This window comes from Virgibacillus salexigens, assembly GCF_000723585.1.
GTDB lineage: Bacteria > Bacillota > Bacilli > Bacillales > Amphibacillaceae > Virgibacillus > Virgibacillus salexigens.
The window spans coordinates 1,173,192-1,191,640 of sequence record NZ_CCDP010000001.1 but is presented as its reverse complement, the minus strand read 5'-3'; the positions used below and the strand labels follow the sequence as shown (position 1 = coordinate 1,191,640).

General features: G+C 38.1%; 13 protein-coding genes and 1 pseudogene. 2 read left to right on the top strand and 12 right to left on the bottom strand.

Features of this window, described 5'->3' with window-relative positions; all coding sequences use genetic code 11:
• Positions 1-163 precede the first annotated feature (163 nt).
• The 10 genes from BN990_RS05310 to nikB all read right to left on the bottom strand — a co-directional run bounded on the left by BN990_RS05310 (position 164) and on the right by nikB (position 11,563).
• Positions 164-2,092 (bottom strand): BglG family transcription antiterminator, encoded by a 1,929-nt coding sequence (locus BN990_RS05310; RefSeq protein WP_021289274.1) that lies wholly within the window; start codon positions 2,090-2,092, stop codon positions 164-166.
• Positions 2,093-2,280: 188 nt separating this feature from the next.
• Positions 2,281-3,663: a glycoside hydrolase family 1 protein gene (locus BN990_RS05305; RefSeq protein WP_021289275.1), complete on the bottom strand. Its 1,383-nt coding sequence runs from the start codon at positions 3,661-3,663 to the stop codon at positions 2,281-2,283.
• Positions 3,664-3,688: 25 nt separating this feature from the next.
• Complete coding sequence (locus tag BN990_RS05300; RefSeq protein WP_021289276.1) at positions 3,689-3,994, bottom strand: PTS lactose/cellobiose transporter subunit IIA; 306 nt, start codon at positions 3,992-3,994, stop codon at positions 3,689-3,691.
• 26 nt (positions 3,995-4,020) lie between these two features.
• Positions 4,021-5,319: a PTS cellobiose transporter subunit IIC gene (gene celB / locus BN990_RS05295; RefSeq protein ID WP_021289277.1), complete on the bottom strand. Its 1,299-nt coding sequence runs from the start codon at positions 5,317-5,319 to the stop codon at positions 4,021-4,023.
• Between the two features lie 76 nt (positions 5,320-5,395).
• Entirely contained in the window at positions 5,396-5,710 is a 315-nt protein-coding gene (locus tag BN990_RS05290; protein WP_021289278.1) for a PTS sugar transporter subunit IIB, read from the bottom strand.
• 497 nt (positions 5,711-6,207) lie between these two features.
• Positions 6,208-7,179: an ABC transporter ATP-binding protein gene (locus BN990_RS05285; RefSeq protein WP_021289280.1), complete on the bottom strand. Its 972-nt coding sequence runs from the start codon at positions 7,177-7,179 to the stop codon at positions 6,208-6,210.
• On the bottom strand, positions 7,151-8,149 hold the full coding sequence (locus BN990_RS05280; protein WP_021289281.1) for an ABC transporter ATP-binding protein: 999 nt from the start codon (positions 8,147-8,149) through the stop codon (positions 7,151-7,153). The genes BN990_RS05285 and BN990_RS05280 overlap by 29 nt, the downstream gene beginning before the upstream one ends.
• Positions 8,150-8,163: 14 nt before the next feature.
• Positions 8,164-9,690 carry a glutathione ABC transporter substrate-binding protein gene (locus BN990_RS05275; protein ID WP_021289282.1) on the bottom strand — a complete coding sequence of 509 codons (1,527 nt, stop codon included), beginning with the start codon at positions 9,688-9,690 and terminating at the stop codon, positions 8,164-8,166.
• A 21-nt stretch (positions 9,691-9,711) separates the two neighbouring features.
• A complete protein-coding gene (locus BN990_RS05270) occupies positions 9,712-10,605 on the bottom strand; it encodes an ABC transporter permease (protein WP_038242818.1) in 894 nt (297 codons plus the stop codon).
• 19 nt (positions 10,606-10,624) lie between these two features.
• Positions 10,625-11,563 carry a nickel ABC transporter permease gene (gene nikB, locus BN990_RS05265; protein WP_021289284.1) on the bottom strand — a complete coding sequence of 313 codons (939 nt, stop codon included), beginning with the start codon at positions 11,561-11,563 and terminating at the stop codon, positions 10,625-10,627.
• 711 nt (positions 11,564-12,274) lie between these two features.
• On the opposite strand from nikB, the gene BN990_RS05260 reads away from it, so the two are divergent.
• Positions 12,275-12,601, top strand: a complete 327-nt coding sequence (locus BN990_RS05260; RefSeq protein WP_038242816.1) for a hypothetical protein — start codon at positions 12,275-12,277, stop codon at positions 12,599-12,601.
• 329 nt (positions 12,602-12,930) lie between these two features.
• On the opposite strand, the pseudogene BN990_RS05255 reads toward BN990_RS05260, so the two are convergent.
• Positions 12,931-14,496 (bottom strand): annotated as a pseudogene (locus tag BN990_RS05255) (S8 family serine peptidase); the annotation flags it as partial.
• A gap of 507 nt (positions 14,497-15,003) precedes the next feature.
• On the opposite strand from BN990_RS05255, the gene BN990_RS05250 reads away from it, so the two are divergent.
• A complete protein-coding gene (locus BN990_RS05250) occupies positions 15,004-16,398 on the top strand; it encodes an NAD-dependent succinate-semialdehyde dehydrogenase (protein WP_038242814.1) in 1,395 nt (464 codons plus the stop codon).
• Positions 16,399-16,583: 185 nt separating this feature from the next.
• Here BN990_RS05250 and BN990_RS05245 read toward each other — a convergent pair whose 3' ends face one another.
• Entirely contained in the window at positions 16,584-18,428 is a 1,845-nt protein-coding gene (locus BN990_RS05245; RefSeq protein WP_158295218.1) for an exo-beta-N-acetylmuramidase NamZ domain-containing protein, read from the bottom strand.
• Between the last annotated feature and the right edge of the window lie 21 nt (positions 18,429-18,449).

Below are 18,449 nucleotides of genomic sequence, written 5' to 3'. Positions count from 1 at the left end.
CCAGCGATTGTTCTCTCCCCGCCCATATTCTCTTTTGAGACACGGGCTAAAAAAATCGGATCCTTATCCATACCATATGTCCTGCTCATTACTCAGTAATAGTATAACAAAATCTTACTTAACTTGTTTCATAGATAAACCAGAAGAAAACAATGCCCTGCCTTTATTGCAATTCTTGGATAAAAGCTTGATAGGTAGTAGATTTTATCAGTTGTTGGACAGTTATTTCTGAATTGACAATAGATCCTAACAACTCATACATCTGCTGTAAATCTTCCTTACTATCTTTTTTCACATTTAACAAACATATGAACTGAACAGGCTTTGTCCCCCATAACACCGGCTTTTTTAACGTACATACGGTTAAAAATGTTTCATTTGTCTGCGGTGTGATTGGGTGTGGAATGGCCACTAAATTACCATAGGAAGTTGGCGCAATTTTTTCACGTTGATATATATAATTCAGGAAATCACCTTGAACCATCCCTAACTGAAAGAGCTGATGATATAAAAATTCAAGCACTTCATCTTTTGTCACTAAATCTTCTCTTAAAAACATGAGGTGTTTTTGGAAATAGGTAGTTATTCGTCCTTGATTGTTAATAAACTGTTCAATCCGTTCTAAATCCGAACTTCCCAATATAGCGCTAACTTCGACAACAGGCACAGAAATATTCGATGCAATTGGCACGGAACTAATAATGACGTCAATTTCATGTAACGGATACTCATGTAACTTGTATCGTTCCGTAATTCCAACAACGTCTAGCGTTTGTTTAAATTCTGTTTTTACTTTGTAATAAATAAGCTGTGCTGTTCCAAACCCAGAAGCACAAACAATTAAACAGCGTTTCGGACCTGTATGGAAATTTTTCCTTTCGATTGCAGCACCAATGTGTAAGGCAATATAGCCAATTTCATTTTCATCAATCTCTGAACCTGTTTCCTCTTCAATTACCAACCCTGCTAAAATTCCTGCTTCAAATGCCAAAGGATACTTTCTTTTAATTTCTTCAAGTAATGGGTTTCGTATATTCATGCCATATTTGTATCGATTGATGGCTGGTTTCAAATGCAATCCTAACGCAATAATTAACTCCTTATCATGTTCAATTCCTAAGTTATATTCTCCCTCTACTTTATGCAGCATTTTTCGTATAATAGCTAAGATATTTTCTGAAATCATATGTTCATCGAGTACTTCTGCTTTATTAGGTTCCGATAACATTTTTGTTCCTAGTAAGTGAATAGCTATATAGGCTGTTTCTTCAAGTGGGAATGCAACTTGAAAGTGCTGCTCAACTTTCTTTACGATCCTTGCAGCTACTTGATATTCGTATTGCGTACGAATTTGTTTTACTTCACTAGACTGCAACGTGATATGATTTCCACTACGTATGCGCTGAAACGCAATAGCGATGTGGACAACTAAGTTTTGAATGGCAATATCTGACATACTAATATGATAGTTCCTAATCTGTCGGATAATAACCTGGGAAATAGACTCTACATCTTCCTTTTCGATAGAATCAATGAATTTTTCCATTGGTTGTTCACCACGATCATCGTTTCGCTCAACGATATATTCAGCCATACAAAATCGAATCTTTAATTCTTCACCTTCTAATCGCAATCCATAATTAGGTCGGGATTTTAAATGAATGGAGTAGCGCTGTAAAATACGTTTCACTTGCTTCAAGTCATTTTGCACGGTAGATTTACTAACAAACAGCTCATCAGCTAATTGTTCCAACTTTACATAGTCATTACTAACTAATAGCCTGCGAATAATTTCTGTCTCCCGTTCTTCTGGTGTTTGTGGATGCATTATTCCAATTGGTAATTCATGATAAGCAATCCTATGCAGAAAATCGCGGAACCTCGTCTCGTCAAGTATTGCTAGTTTATACCCTTTTCCCATAATCGTTTCAATCTTTGCGCCATATCCTTGAATCTGGTCATCCAACTTCTTTATATCTCCCCTTGTCGTGCGAGAAGTTACATTATTTAAATCAGCCAAAAAAGCTCCTGTAACAGGAGCATCGGCAATCATCATTTTTTTTAAAATCATTCGCATCCTTAAGGTAAGCATATCTAATTGCTCCTTACTGAAGGTTTAGAAAAGAGGGCGTTCTGGTAGTTGAATGTACTAAATCCACCAGAACGCTGTTTTTTTACTGAAGACCAAAATTACTCAATTCTCTTTATTTTAGTCGATTTGTTAATAGAATGATACTTTTTTAGTATTTGTCTTTTAATGGATATGAAGGCCATTCTTTTTTAAAATCCGTTATGCTCAGCTACGCTTTTTATCCAATGTGCGCTTTTCTTTGGTGTTCGTTTCATGGTTTTGAGATTCACCGAGTAGAAACCGTAACGATTTTTATAAGCATTCATCCAAGACCAATTATCCATGAACGCCCATAAATGATAGCCTTTTACATTACAATCTTCTTGAATCGCTTGATGGACCCATTTTAGATGATCACGGATAAATTCAATGCGATAATCATCCTGAATTTCTCCGTTTTCTATAAAACGCTCCTCATCTTGAACGCCCATCCCATTCTCTGAGATGAAAGACGCAATATTTCCATAGTTCTCTTTTAAATTAATCAAGATATCATAAATACCCTTTTCATAAATCTCCCAACCCCGATACTTATTCATCTTCCTTCCTGGCATTTCATAATTATCGAAAAACCAATCAGGCATAAACGGAGCATATGGATTTGGTAAATGCTCTTTTGCTTTGACTCGACGAGGCTGGTAATAATTTACGCCAAGTAAATCGATCGTATTTCGTTTTAAGAGCTCCTTATCCCCTTCGAATGTTGAAGGCAGTTGACCATGCTCTTTTAGAATAGCAATCAATTCTTCTGGATATTCACCAAGAACAGCTGGGTCTAAAAAGCTACGATTAAAAAATAGATCCGCGATTCGAGAAGCTCTAAGGTCGGCTGGGTTATTGCTTCTTGGATAAGAAGGAGTTAGATTTAAGATAATTCCAATCTTACTTTGTGTAAAGTCAAATTGACGAAATGCTTGCACTGCTTTCGCATGTGCAATCATCGTATGATAAGCTACTTGAACAGCCTTTTTGGCATCAACGATGTTTGGATAATGAAAATCATATAAGTAGCCACCTTCTACTGGTACAATTGGTTCGTTAAACGTAAACCATTTCGTTACACGATCGCCAAACAGCCGAAAACATGTAGCAGCATAATCTACATATTTATCTACTACTTCTCTACTTTCCCAACCACCCTGTTTTTGCAAATCAAATGGCATATCAAAGTGAAAGAGATTGACAAACGGTTCAATATCATTAGCTATTAACTCGTCGATTACCGAATTGTAAAATGTTACAGCTTGTTGATTTAGCTCTCCCTGAGGCATGAGCCTAGACCATGAAAGCGAGATTCGAAAGGTGTTATGTCCAATTTCTTTCATTAACTGTATATCATCTTTATAGGTATGATAAAAATCAGAGGTCTTACTCGGACCGACGTTATCAAAAAATCGATGAGGTTCTTGTTCATACCAATGATCCCAAATGTTTTTTGCTTTGCCGTCTTCGTTTGCCGCCCCTTCTATCTGCGTTGCTGAAGTTGCACTCCCCCACCAAAAACCTTGTGGAAACTGATAATTCACTTCCATTACTGTACCTCCTATTTATATCTGACTACTTATTTCGATAGATTTCAATTATTTCAATCGCAAGATCTCTTACTGTCATAGTTGTCATTAAATGATCCTGTGAATGGATAAGCATGACATTAATCACATTCTCCTCCCCTTTTGCCTCATTTTGAAGGAGTTTTGTTTGATACTCATGTGCCTTACTTAATTCTTCACCCGCTTCTTCTACTAATTCATCCGCTTTAGAAAAATCACCATGTTTAGCTTCTTGAATAGCCTCCATCACATTCGATTTACCATTACCTGCATGCAAAATAATTTGAAATGCAATTTCTGTTGTTTGATCCACGATTTTCACCTCTCATGACTGTTCAATTACGTCGATTTTTTTGTTTCTGCTTTTTTCTCTTTCTCATAGTAGCTTTTATCCATAATTTTCAAGAATGGCCACCAAATAGCAATAACAACAAGTAAATTGAAAGCTTGTAATACACCGCCTTGCCATGCATTCCCAGTTGCTAAAAATCCATTTAAAATAACAGGTGTTGTCCAAGGAACAATGACCCCTGCAGGTGGTGGAACTAATCCTGTAGCCATTGCAACATACGTAATAACGGTAACTACTACTGGTGCAACAAGCCATGGAATAATAATCAATGGATTCATAATAATTGGTAAACCAAAAATAATTGGTTCGTTTACATTAAAAATACCAGCAGGAGCTCCTAGCTTTCCTAATTCTTTCAATTGTCTACTTCTCCCGATGATAAAGATTAGGATAATGACAGCTAATGTCATACCTGACCCACCCATACCAACAAGAAAAGAATCAACAAACTGTTTGGTCACAATGTTTGGCAATTCATTTCCAGCCTGAAATGCAGACAGGTTTTGATCATTTAATGCATACCAAATTGGATCGAAAACGGAATTCACAATGATTTGGCCATGAAGACCAAAGAACCAGAAGAGTTGAATTAATAGTACGGCAATAATCGTTGCGGGTAATCCACTACCTAATTCAGTTAATGGTTGTTGTATAATAGTATAAATAAAATTCTGTAGCGTCTCAAAATTAGTATAACTAAATAGAATACGGATAACTAAAAATACAGATAATGTTAACGTGATTGGAATTAATGCACTAAATGATCTAGAAACAGCACCTGGTACTCCAGCAGGCATTTTGATAGTCCAATCTTTTTTCACAAAAAAGTGATATAATTCTGCAGAGATAAAGGCTGTAAAGATACCAAGGAACATTCCTTCTGCTCCAAGACTCGCTGTAGGAATAACCCCGGAAACACCTTCTAATACTTGCGGAGTTAAGATAAGGAATGCAGCTAATGCCACAACTCCACCGTATATTGCCTCGCCTTCATAATGTTCGGTTAGCTTATAACCGATCCCAACAATGACGAACATCCCCATAATACTCAACGTTGCAGCTGAAGCTGGACCTAAAGCATTTTGGTATGCTGTATATGCCTCCTCACTAATCATCTTATCCAGAAAAGGAAAATTGGCAATAACAACAAAAATGGATCCAAAAATAATCAGTGGTAAAGCAACCATAAATCCATCACGTAAAGCTGATAAATACCGATTATTGTTTAACTTATCAGCAATAGGTAATAAGAAGTTCTCCAACATTTCCATAAACTTCCCATTCATTTAAATCTCCCCCTTTTAAATGGCAGCTAAATAACGATTAAATAATTATCAAACACTTGAAATCGTTATTAACTTTTTATTTATTTCCCTCAAGCATCTCTAATGCTGTTGTTAACACCGCTTCTCCATCGATTCTTCCATATGCAATCGGATCAATGACATCAATAGGGACATTCAACTCTTCCGCGGCCTTCGAAAGCTTCTTCTTCAAAAAGCGCATTTGCGGTCCAATAAGTAGTACATCTGCTTGTTCCATTTCTTTAACCACTTTATCCTGTGCTACTGCCCAAATCCGGACATCTAGTCCTTTTTCAGTAGCTATTTCTTCCATCTTAGAAACTAATAAACTTGTTGACATACCTGCTGAACATGCTAAAACAATATTTTTCAAGAGAATTCCTCCTAGTTGGTAATTAGTTAATTTTAACTATAGTTTAAAAGAATACTACCGGAAACTACACCTATACTTTTTCCGTTACGAAACGGAAATAATTAAGCGCTTACAATTATTTACATAAGTAAAGGATAAAGTTTAATTCATCAATTAGGTGGGTACTAACATATTTAGACAGAAATGAGAAGGAGACAGTTCATGAAAAGGTTAAATCAATATGAAGCAGCTTGGATGGAGGAAGTTTTAGTTGAACATCAATGTCTATTTAAGATGAATGATCAAGTCTAACGAATTTGCATACAACAAACGGCGAATGAAAACCATATAAAAAACAAGCTGCAATAGAAGAGAAAAAGCAATCGCTTATAAATGGCGATGATTTTTCGCTGGAAGCTGTCGTAGATATGATTAATAGCGGGGAACTATAAGGATCAGATACTATTATGAAGAAAAAGGTTGCAGGAACTGGCAAAGAACCAGTTCCTGCATGTTTGTTAAACCTCATGGCAAGCAACAAAATGATTTTCTTCTACTTCACGATACGCAGGCATCCTTTCCGCACAATAGGATTTTGCAATCGGGCATCGTGTATGAAATGGGCAGCCTTTTGGATAATTTGCTGGACTAGGCATGTCCCCTTGTAACTTGATGCGTTCTCGCTTTATTTTAGTTTTCGGGCGAGGAATAGCAGATAATAATGCCTTCGTATATGGGTGAAGGGGATTTGCATAAATTCGACTTGCATCTCCTAATTCAACCTGTGCGCCTAAGTACATAACAAGGACTCGATCACTCATATGTCGGACGACTCCCAGATCATGGGAAATAAATAAATAGCTAAGCTGATATTTTTTCTGTAAATCTTTTAAAAGCTTTATAACTTGAGCTTGTACAGAAACATCAAGAGCAGATACAGCTTCATCGCATACAATCAATGACGGATTTAATGCTAACGCACGTGCAATACCTATGCGCTGCCGTTGCCCCCCACTAAACTCATGTGGATATCGATGATAATGTTCTGCTTTTAATCCAACTTCTTTAAGTAATTCCAAAACACGCTGCTTTCGGTGCTGTTTATTTAAATCGGAATCATGAATAATAAATACTTCTTCTAAGGCGTCTCCCACTTTTTGTCTTGGATTAAGTGATGCAAAAGGATCTTGAAAAATCATCTGCAAATTCCGTTTATATTTTTTCAAATGACGATCTGATAATTGTCCAATAGAGTCCCCTTGAAAATAAATGGTTCCATTGGTCATTTTTTCAAGACCAATAATTACTCTTCCTAAGGTAGACTTACCACAGCCTGATTCCCCAACCACACCTAATGTTTCTCCCTCATGAACAAACAAATCCACACCATTAACCGCTTTTACATGTGCTTTTGTACGCCGAAACACCCCTTTTTTTATTGGGAAATGTTTGGTTACATTGTTAACCTCTAATAACGGTGTTCGACTCACTCTCTGTCACCTCCTGTAACCAACATTTACTAGTATGCATCGGAGACAGATTAAATAATGGAGGTTCTTTCTGTTTACATTTTTCCATAGCAAATGGACATCTGGGATGAAATCGGCATCCTGTTATCTTATCGTCGGGTCCAGGCATAGAACCTTCAATTATTTTTAACTCCTGCATTGGATTATCAACATCTGGAACGGAATGAAGTAACCCTTTTGTATACGGATGTTGGGGAGCTTCAAAAATCGCATCGACATCAGCCGTCTCAACGACTTCCCCTCCATACATTACCATGACACGATCAGCAATTTCAGCAACCACCCCCATATCGTGTGTGACAAAAATAACTCCCATTCCAATCTCTTGTTGCAGCTCATCAATTAAATCCAAAATTTGTGCTTGAATGGTTACATCAAGCGCAGTAGTTGGTTCGTCAGCAATTAATAGATCTGGTTCACAAGCTAATGCGATAGCAATCATCACCCGCTGACGCATACCACCACTTAATTCATGTGGATATTGTTTTAACCTCTCTCTCGGACTAGGAATTCCTACTTTGTTTAATAACTCTATACTTTTTACAGTAGCTGCTTTTTTATTCATTTGCCGATGAATCATTAGTGATTCACGAAGTTGAAAACCAATAGTTAGGACGGGATTAAGCGCAGTCATCGGTTCTTGAAAAATCATGGATACTTTATTTCCTCTTATCTTCTCCATTTGCACTTCTGATTGTTTCGTTAGTTCTTCTTCCCCGAGTAAAATGCTTCCATTCGTTATTCTTCCCTTCGCTGGTAAAAGACCCATGATTGAAAGAGAAGTCAAACTTTTTCCGCAACCTGATTCACCGACAATACACAACGTTTCCCCATGATCCACCGAAAAGGATACATTTCGGACAGCAGTCAAATCTTTATTTGGTGTATGAAACGTTGTTTCTAAATCCGTTACTTGTAATAGTGGATTCATAAGATTCATCCTTTCTATCTACTAACTGGATATAGCGACCACTTTCCGGTAGGATCAACAATTAACCCCTCCATAGACGCATCATAAGCTGCTGTTACAATGCCATGATTCATTACAATCCAAGGAGCTTCCTCCATAGCAATTAAATTTGCTGCGTGTAATTTTTGCTTTCTAACTTCTTGATCAACAGACGAACGTGATTCTTGTACCAATTTATCAAATTCGCTATTTTCGTATCTTGCATAATTGGAAGAACCAATATTATCTGAGTGTAAATTCGGATAGAGTAATTCACTTCCGTCTGCAGTACTATTTGACCAGCCTAGAAAAGTCATCTCGTAGTCTCCCTTTCTAGCACTCTCCAAAAAGCTTGCCCACTCCATTGTTTCAATAGAAACATTTAATCCGATTTCTGATAACTGTGATTGTACAATTTCGGCCATTTTCATATAATTGTCACGGTTGGCAGCAAATAGTGTGATTTCCTGACCAGCGTACCCATTATCTTCTATCAGTTGCTTGGCTTTTTCAGGATTATATGCATACCCTTTTTCCTTAGCATCTTCTTGATAGCCGAAAACATTTGGACCAATAATACTCTCATTGTCTATACCAAGATCATTCAGTTGAGATACGTATGCTTCTTGATCAATACCGTATGCAACCGCTTGTCTAAATGCCAATTCATTAAATGGTTCTTTTTCCATATTAAATCCTAGATAGGATACACGCGTACCTTCCGTTTTTTGTACTTCAACATTTTGAATCGATTCGACACGATTAATATGATCAGATGCGATTGCATCGATAAATTGGACTTCCCCTGTTTCCAACATGGATATAGCGGTTGAAAACTCTGGAACTACTTTGTATGTCACCTTTTCTAATTTTGCTGGATCTCTCCAGTAATCTTCATTTCTAGTTAATGTAATATGATCGCCTTCCACCCACTCATCAAATACAAATGGTCCAGTTCCAACTGGTTCTTTATTGATATCCCCTTCCTGATCAGCTGTTGGGCTAACAATTGCTGCATTCGTATGGCTGAGAGCAGCTAACATCGGTCCGTACGGTTCCTCCGTATTTAATACGACGGTATTTTCATCTTCCACTTCGATCGATTCGATCGGTGCAAGCAAAGATGCTCGAGGCGCGGCTCTATCTGGATCTTTCAATTGTTCAAATGTATACTTCACCGCTTCAGCATTAAACGGAGTACCATCGTGGAAGGTAATCCCTTCTTTTAACTTAATAACCCATGTATTATCATCAGGATTTTCATACGATTCAGCTAATAATGGTTCGATTTCCATTGTTTCTGGATCCTGTGTGAATAATGTTTCATACACTTGATACGTTACATTTGAAGATACAGAGTCATTGGTATCAATTGGAGACAACCCTGCTGCATCTGAAGTAGAGGCATATGTGATTTCTTGTGGGGGTGTTGTGCTTTCTTTTCCACTACTATTCTCACTACTACAAGCAGCAGAAACAATCATTAATACGAGCAAACATATTGGTACAAAACGTTTTCTCATTCATATCTCCCTCTCTCTTTTTTAAACATTCATGTCCATATTTGGATCAAGTGCATCTCTTAATCCATCACCAACTACATTAAAGGCAAAAACGGTTAACATAATACCTAATCCTGGGATAATAGCCATATGCGGCGCTTCCCACATAAAATCCTGCCCTGCTGCTATCATTGCCCCCCATTCAGGCGTAGGTGGTTGCGCTCCTAATCCTAAGTAACTTAATGCAGAGGTTGATAAAATAGCAGTAGCCATTCGCATTGTCGCAAATACAATTAAAGGAGCAGTACAATTAGGAAGAATATGTTTTAATAAGATTCTTCTATCACTTGCCCCTAATGTTTTCATAGCAAGAATATACTCTTGTTGTTTTATGGATAACACACTTCCGCGAACGATACGAGCACAGCCTGGAATGGACCAAATACTTATCGCAATAATGACATTTATTAAACTTGTGCCAAGCATTGCTATAATTAACATGGCTAATAGAATTCCAGGAAATGCAAACAATAAGTCAACAACTCTCATAATCAATCCATCTAACTTTCGGTAATAACCTGCTAGTAGACCAAGACCAATTCCGCCGATCAATCCGATTGCTACGGAGCTTAAACTCACCACTAGAGATAGCCTCGCTCCATGAACCAATCTCGACCACATATCTCTCCCATAATTATCTGTTCCTAAGATGTGGCCATCTGCCCCAGCTGCTAATTTGGTACCACTTAAATCCTGTTCATAGGGACCATAACTCGATAACCAAGGAGCAAATACCGCTGCAATAAAAATGCTTGCGATGATTACAATCCCAATCGCAGCTAATTTGTTTTTAACTAAATCCCGAAATATGGTGATCAATCGATGTTCCTTCCATGATTTCTCTTGTTTTTCCTTAAGCCCAGCTACCGATGACATTGTTTACCTCCTTTCTAACTTAATAACTTATTCTTGGGTCAATGAGTGCATAGATAATATCTACTACCAAATTGACAACTACAAATATGCCGGCAACTAATAATACCGTTCCTTGTACAATAGGAAAATCTCTTGCTGCTATCGCATCAATCATTAATCTGCCAACACCATTAATGGCGAAAACCTGCTCCGTAATAATCGTTCCCCCTAGTAGCCCACCAAAGTTAATGCCAATGACAGTAATTACCGGAATCATTGCATTCTTAAGTGCATGTATCCATATTAACGAATGCTTGCGAACCCCTTTTGCTCTGGCTGTACGAATATAGTCTGATCGAATTACCTCAAGCATAGATGACCTAGTCATCCTCGCAATAAGTGCTGCAGATGCCGTACCTAAAGTAATTGCAGGTAAAATTAACTCTTTCATGCCTTCTACTGTGTAAAAAGGGGAATTCAATCCACCTACTGGAAGTATTTGTAGGTTTACGGAGAAAATTAATATAAGCATTGCACCAAGCCAAAAATTAGGAATAGAAACACCAGCTAAAGCGAAAGTTGTACTTGTCACATCAATCCAGCTATTCTGCTTTCTTGCTGAAATCATACCTGCAACGATTCCAATAATAATAGCCACAATCATACTAGCGGTTGCAAGCTTTATTGTCGCAGGAAATCGAGTAATAATTGCTTCTGTAACTGCTTGATTCGTTTGATATGAGTAGCCGAAATCTCCTTGCAACACTCCAGCTAAATAGTCAAAATATTGAACAACTACAGGCCGATTTAGTCCTAAATTTTCCCGAATAGCCTCCAAATCTGATGCGGTTGCATTAGGACCACCAATGATAGTTGCAGGATCTCCTGGTGCAAGATGCATGCTCATAAAAACCAAAAACGAAATACCGAATAACAGCAATAGTAATTGTAAAAACCGTCGAATAATTAATCCGACCATTCATTCCTCCCCTTTCAATTGTTTCATTTTTCTTATTTTTCTATATAAATTAAATATTATTCTATTTCACAATTCGACAGTTGTCAATATTATCAGCTGTCGATTTAACCATTTTTTTAAATAATTACTTTCTTTTTTAAGGAAATATCCCTATAATTATTTCGTTTATGTCATTAGCACTATATTGTTGTTTATAGCTGCCATAACATGTTTAAATACCTTCAATTACATCGGAAACGTGGATAAAAAAGCACTAATCTTCATTATATATAGCGATTCTGCACTGGCTGAAGTCTACATGAAATGAAGATTTTATCGTTACCACTGATCCCTTTATCATGATCCTGAAAATAGTACACGAAATCACTACAGAGTTAAATAAGTAGATTTTGCATAATGTTTTTAACTTGAATTTGTTACAGTTTTCTCTCCTGATACTACAATTCATTGTTATATGGCTGTTCCCATAGCTTATGTACGCTACGAATTAAATCAAATCAACTAAATTTAAACAGAAAAGGAGTTTTAATATGTCACAGTTTTCTCTTGAAATACGTCAACAAATGATGGGAGTTGTTATGATATGAATGAATAGGGGACTCAAGAATCCTCACAAAACTGGAGATACTCTTAATCGGGGTCTATAGACGCCTGGTTGGCCAGAAATCACGGTCGAAAATATATATCGTAATTATTGTAGGAGCTGTGATATTGCTTCAACAAGTCACCGATCCTAATCCCGGGTTTATGGGTCATGCTCTCTCTGCATTATCCGCTTTGGACGGATTAGGATCCTTTGGAGCAGCCTTCATCATACGTATTCGATCCGCTTTTTCTTTTGACTTTCGTAAAGTATCCTGGCGGTGGCTCTTGCTGGGGTTGGCTCTCGGAGTGGCTATTAGTTACGTATCCACCATCGCAATCTACTATATGGGCTACACTTCAATGGATACCCAAGAAAGTTATCGCACCAGATATGATTTCCTTATTTATCCATATAATGGCCACAATCGTCTCTGTACTCTTTATGTGAATTAGTCATTTGTTTTAAATTTGTTTTAAAACGGATAAAAATAGTACGAATAGTATTAGCGATAATCACACCAAGGATATGTTATCCTCAATTGAAGAATAGTCGATAAAAGTTCCTTAGAACCATACCACTTAACCATTAAGTCGTTAGGTTTATTTTAGTTGGACCAATAAAATCCGAACTACCCTTCCCCACTATAATTTCGTATACTCGGAATGATAGTTCGGATAGATCTGCCTTTTAATCAAAAATAACCGACTATGTTGTGTTAACGCATGAGGGCTATTCTATGTTGATTTACAAATGCAATGGCGACATCCTGATTCACTACTGTTTTCTTTAATTGTCGTTGAGTTGTTCCGACACCCGGTACAATTGATGAAACTGCATCAGATGCATTTATTAATCCATAACCGTATCCATTATTGGGCGATTCAGGAAATTCGCTATCCGTCAATGGGTTAGCTGTCGATATAATCGCTTGTTCTATCTCATCGACGGTTAAACTACTATCTGCTTGTTTCATTAATGCTACTACTCCAGAAACTGCAGGGCCAGCCATGGAAGTTCCATTCCATCCGCCTTCATAGCCACCACCTGGTACACTAGAACGGATGTTTACACCTGGTGCTGAAATTTCAGGCTTTATTTCTTCATAAGGGGACGGTCCTTGTAAAGAAAAGCTACCTAGTTGATCATTCAAGTCCGTTGCACCAGTTGCAAATGATTCAGGGTAATTCGCTGGTACTGCTACCGATTCCGGTCCACCTGGATTCGTAAGCGTCGTGTTGCCTGCTGAAAATTCAGGGAATATTTCTGCAGCTCTCCAATTTTGTACAACATCACGGTACCATTCATCAAGACCTGAACCGCCCCCCCAGGAATTATTAACAATATCTGGAGCCATTTCTACATGTGCATTTCCTTCAGCATCCGTCGGGGCTAATATCCATTCCGCTGCTTCTAATAAATCTGCATCTGTACCTCCAGTGGCAGAAAATGCTTTTACTGCGATCCAATCTGCTCCAGGAGCAACGCCAATTTGGTTAGAGCCATCAGCTTCACTTCCAACCATTGTACCGGTTACGTGTGTACCATGGCCTTGATCATCATAAGGCGCTGCTTCACCTGCTGTTGCATCAAACCAGTTAAAATCATGACTTACCTCTCCTGAAGCTGCATCATAGCCACGGTATTTTTCTTTTAATGCCGGATGATCCCATTGAACCCCCGTATCTATACTAGCAACAGTTACACCAGAACCATCAAATCCCATATCCCATACAGCGGGAGCACCGATACGCTCAACATTCCATTCTACATTAGCAATGCGTGAAGCAGGCGCTTCTGCATCTTGCCTAACTGTTGTAAATAATTCCCTTGTTTCATTAGGCAACACCTTTTCTACTTCCTCAAAACCGGCGATTTTATTAGCTGTGTCTTTTGTTGCTGTTACTGCCATCCCATTTACAATATGGTACGACTTAAATGATTCTACATTACCTTTTTTAGCTTCTTCTGCTAGAAACTGCCTCACATTTTGCTGCGTATCCAACGATGTTTCCTTTAATTCGGTTAAGACAGCAGACCGTTGGGTTAGCTCAGCCTTCTCAGCAGTTACTTGTGCCCTTTGACTGGAAACTTTTGCTTGTTTAGCCACCCTCATCGTATCGGCTTTTTCACGAAATTTGACTAGGAAGGTTATTTTACTATCATCATTAAATTCGTTCACTAACCGCTTACTAACTTTTGCTTGTACCACCTGATTGGATTTAGTACTTGTTTCTGCATTTACTACTGCTGGTGTGAATAATGAGAAAGTCATGATTGCCGATGCAGCTATGCTAAAAACTGCTTTCATTCGATGTCTCCGTTTTATTCTCACAGCTATTCCTCCCATCGTTTTTAGATCAGATAAGAACCTTGATAAAGAACACCTGCTGTCTACCCTCCTTACAAATTTTGGCCCTTAGCTGACAGTGGTGCTTTTCTGAACGATCTAGGTTGTAATGAAAAGTATAGTAAAAGCAGCGAGAAAAAAGCTGTCGATTGCAGTCGAAAGAAAAGCCGTTATTGATAAATTAGTAGATTCGTAGCAAAATTCTCATGTTTTATCCTAGGTAATTATAATGAATTTCACTTATTAGATTTGCTTCAAATCAAATGTATACCTTGTTTTCAAGCTTTATTCGCAGCTTCAAAGCTCAATCATAAATTAGTATATTTTTACAAAAATGAATAATAACACCTATACTTCCTTTGGAATCTACTATTTTTCCTCTTCATTTATAAGCCTTTTCTCGTAAATTTCCCTAAATACAGGAAGCAAATGTTTTTATCCATGGACTATTAGGGAATATAATAAAAATAATGAAGTGTTCTATTACTAAGTAAAGGAGTTTTTATCATGACTGATTCGATTGTTGTTACAAATCCTGCTAATGGGGAAACGATTAAAGAGATTAAAAAGCACAGCAAAGAAGATGTTCAGATTGCTCTTAAGAAAGGACACGACTATTTTTCAACATGGTCGAAGGTCAACGCCCATCAACGTGCGAAACTATTAAACGCATGGGCGAAAAAAATTCGCGATGCCAAAGATGATCTTGCCGAACAAATGACGCTTGAAAATGGGAAACCATTAAAAGAGTCGTATGGAGAAGTAGAGTACGCTGCAAGTTATATTGATTGGTATGCTGAAGAAGCAAAGCGAATATATGGACGAACAATCCCTGCAAATACCGAATCAAAGCGTATTATAATTAGTAAACAGCCCGTTGGTTTGGTAGCAGCCATTACCCCCTGGAATTTCCCAGCGGCTATGATGACGCGTAAAGCTGCACCAGCACTTGCAGCAGGTTGTACATTTATTGTAAAACCGGCTTCTGAGACACCATTAACTGGTATACGAATCATAGAATTAGCACATGAAGCTGGTATTCCAGAAGAAGCTATTCAATATGTTACTGGATCAGGTAGCGTCATTGGAGATTTATTTACGGAAAGTGAATATGTTCGAAAAATTACATTTACTGGATCTACGTCAGTGGGTAAAGAATTAATAAAAAATAGTGCAGATACAGTAAAGCATGTAACAATGGAACTGGGTGGTCATGCACCATTAATTGTCGCCAAAGATGCAGATATCGAGTTGGCCGCCAAACAAACCGTTGCAACTAAGTTTCGCAATGCTGGACAGACTTGCGTTTGCGCCAACCGGATTATTGTCCATGAAGATGTCGTTGACGATTTCTCTAAAAAATTGATTGCAGAAGTAAAACAACTGCAGGTCGGAAATGGATTAAACGAAGGTGTTGATATTGGACCAATTATAAACCAAGGCGGTTATGAAAAAATCATTTCTCATATTACAGATGCAAAGAAAAAAGGTGCCCAGGTGCTGTTAGGTGACCATTTCGATGCGAATAAAGAGAAAGGCTACTTTTTTGTTCATCCAACCGTGCTTACAAATGTAACCAAAGAAATGGATATCATGCACGAGGAAACGTTTGGTCCAGTTGCTCCTATAACCACCTTTACTGAAATTGAGGAAGCCGTTTCTATTGCAAATCATACACCATTCGGCCTTGCCGCTTACTTTTTTACAAATGATTACCGAACAGGTACGTATCTCCATGAACAATTAGACTATGGAATTATTGGCTGGAATGATGGCGGTCCATCTGCAGCACACGCACCATTCGGTGGTATGAAAGAAAGTGGGCTAGGACGTGAAGGCGGCCTAGAAGGCATTGAACCATATTTAGAGACAAAGTACTTGTCCATTGGAAATTTAGAATAAGGTTGTCACTAGATGTTGAACGCCAATTCAATGAGCTTCCATTTCGCTCATTGAATTGGCGTTTTCTTACAAAAAGTAAAATAGCTTAATCGTGTTTCGTTGCTTTTACAGAAACCAATTCCTTGCAATAGTGGGATTTGGTCACATGGAATTTCGATTTGAATACGCATTTTTGACAAATTGTTCTATTGATGTTGTAAATCTACTACAATACGTGAGTCATATGTTGGCGTTTCTATATCTACGGAAGGTTGCTTTAAATGAAATTCTGCCAAAAAATCTTCTCCCTCTACCCGATAATCAACATGCTCTATTACCGGGCTGTTCGAGACTGGTATACTTCCGCCTTCCTGAGCTAACTCACCATCTATCTCTCCATATGGAATGGTTAATAACAAGCGATGATCATCTTCTTCCAAAGTATAATTGGTCACAGATTTATTTAAATCCAGTACGATTCGTGTATAAGCATCGTGTATACCAAAACGGATGTTTTTAATTAACGTAGCAGATATATCAACGTTACGTACTGCTTTTTCTTCTCGAAAGGTTGCAATAATTTCACCGGTACCTTCTTTGATTGCATAAAATTGATTATCTTCAACATTCCCTAATCCGTTTGAGACTTCCCAATTAATTTCTTCCGGGTTTATTTCTAGTTCCCCTCCCTTCTTATCAAAACCTTGTAAGGTTAGAGGGATTGTTTGCCCAACTGCAGCGGATAAATCCAATGGTAAGATACCAAGTACGGTTTTTTCTTTATAAGGCTTTACCCCTTCTGGATAAGGTCCATAAAGTAAGTATTGATTACGTACATGGTCAACCCAATTCGTCAATTCCTCTTGCCAACTATTGATAATCCTCTCCACCGGTTCCCCTTCTTCAATCATTTCAGCCGCATCTGAATCGCCAATTAGATTCACGTATTTTTCTGTCATCGAAAATTGCGCTGGATCTTGATTACGCATCGTATCTAAAAGCTGTAGTCCTAAGTTAACTAACTCTATTTTCTTAGGGTTTGTTATATGCACTTGGACACCACCGATTCGTTCCCCTTCATATGTTCCAAACATCGGTGTAAAATAAGCGGACCGAAATCGGACACCTTCTAGGCTCTTGGCATTCATTTCTTCCGCTAATTGCTCGCCATTAATCCATGGAGCACCTACTAGTTCAAACGGTTTGGTTGTTCCCAGACCAGTTGTTAATGTTGTATCATCCAGTAGTTCTGTTCCTGCATACAGATAAGCGGTTTCTTGAGTGGGAATATTTGGTGAAGGTTGAATCCATGGCAATGCAGTATCTTCAAAATGCATAAAACGCTTCCAACCTTTCATTTTTGCTACCTTTAACGATACACCCAAACTATATTCGTGATTCCACATCGTTGCTAGTTCCCCTACTGTCATTCCATGGCGAACCGGTAGCAAAAACCTCCCCATAAAACTAACCGCATCCGCTGAACGAACAGGACCCTCTACTCGCTCACCGCCAATCGGATTTGGTCGATCTAGGACAATGATCTCTTTACCTTGCTCCGCAGCTGCTTCCATTGCAAAACCAAGGGTATAAATATACGTATACACATTCGAACCGATATCTTGAATATCGAATAGCAACACATCAACATTTTCAAGCATCTCTTCTGTCGGTTTCCAGGTTGGACCATACAAACTGTAAACAGGTAATCCAGTCTTTTCATCAATGTACGACTCCACATACTCTCCAGCTTCTCTATCTCCACGAATTCCATGTTCTGGACCAAATAGAGCGGTTAAATTCACTTCTGAATGTTCATGTAAAAGGTCAATGGAACTTTTTAAATCTTGATCGATTCCTGTTGGATTGGTAATTAAACCTACGCGCTTTCCAGCTATCCAATCCAAATGATCTTCTAACAAAACCTCAATTCCTGGTTTTACTTTCTTCTTCCCATTATGACTCAGTTCTTTTTGTCCAAGTACCGTATGTTGCTGTAATAGAACGGAAACAATTGCAATTGCTGATAAACATAGTATCTTAATCTTCACCAAAACACTCCCATCCATCTA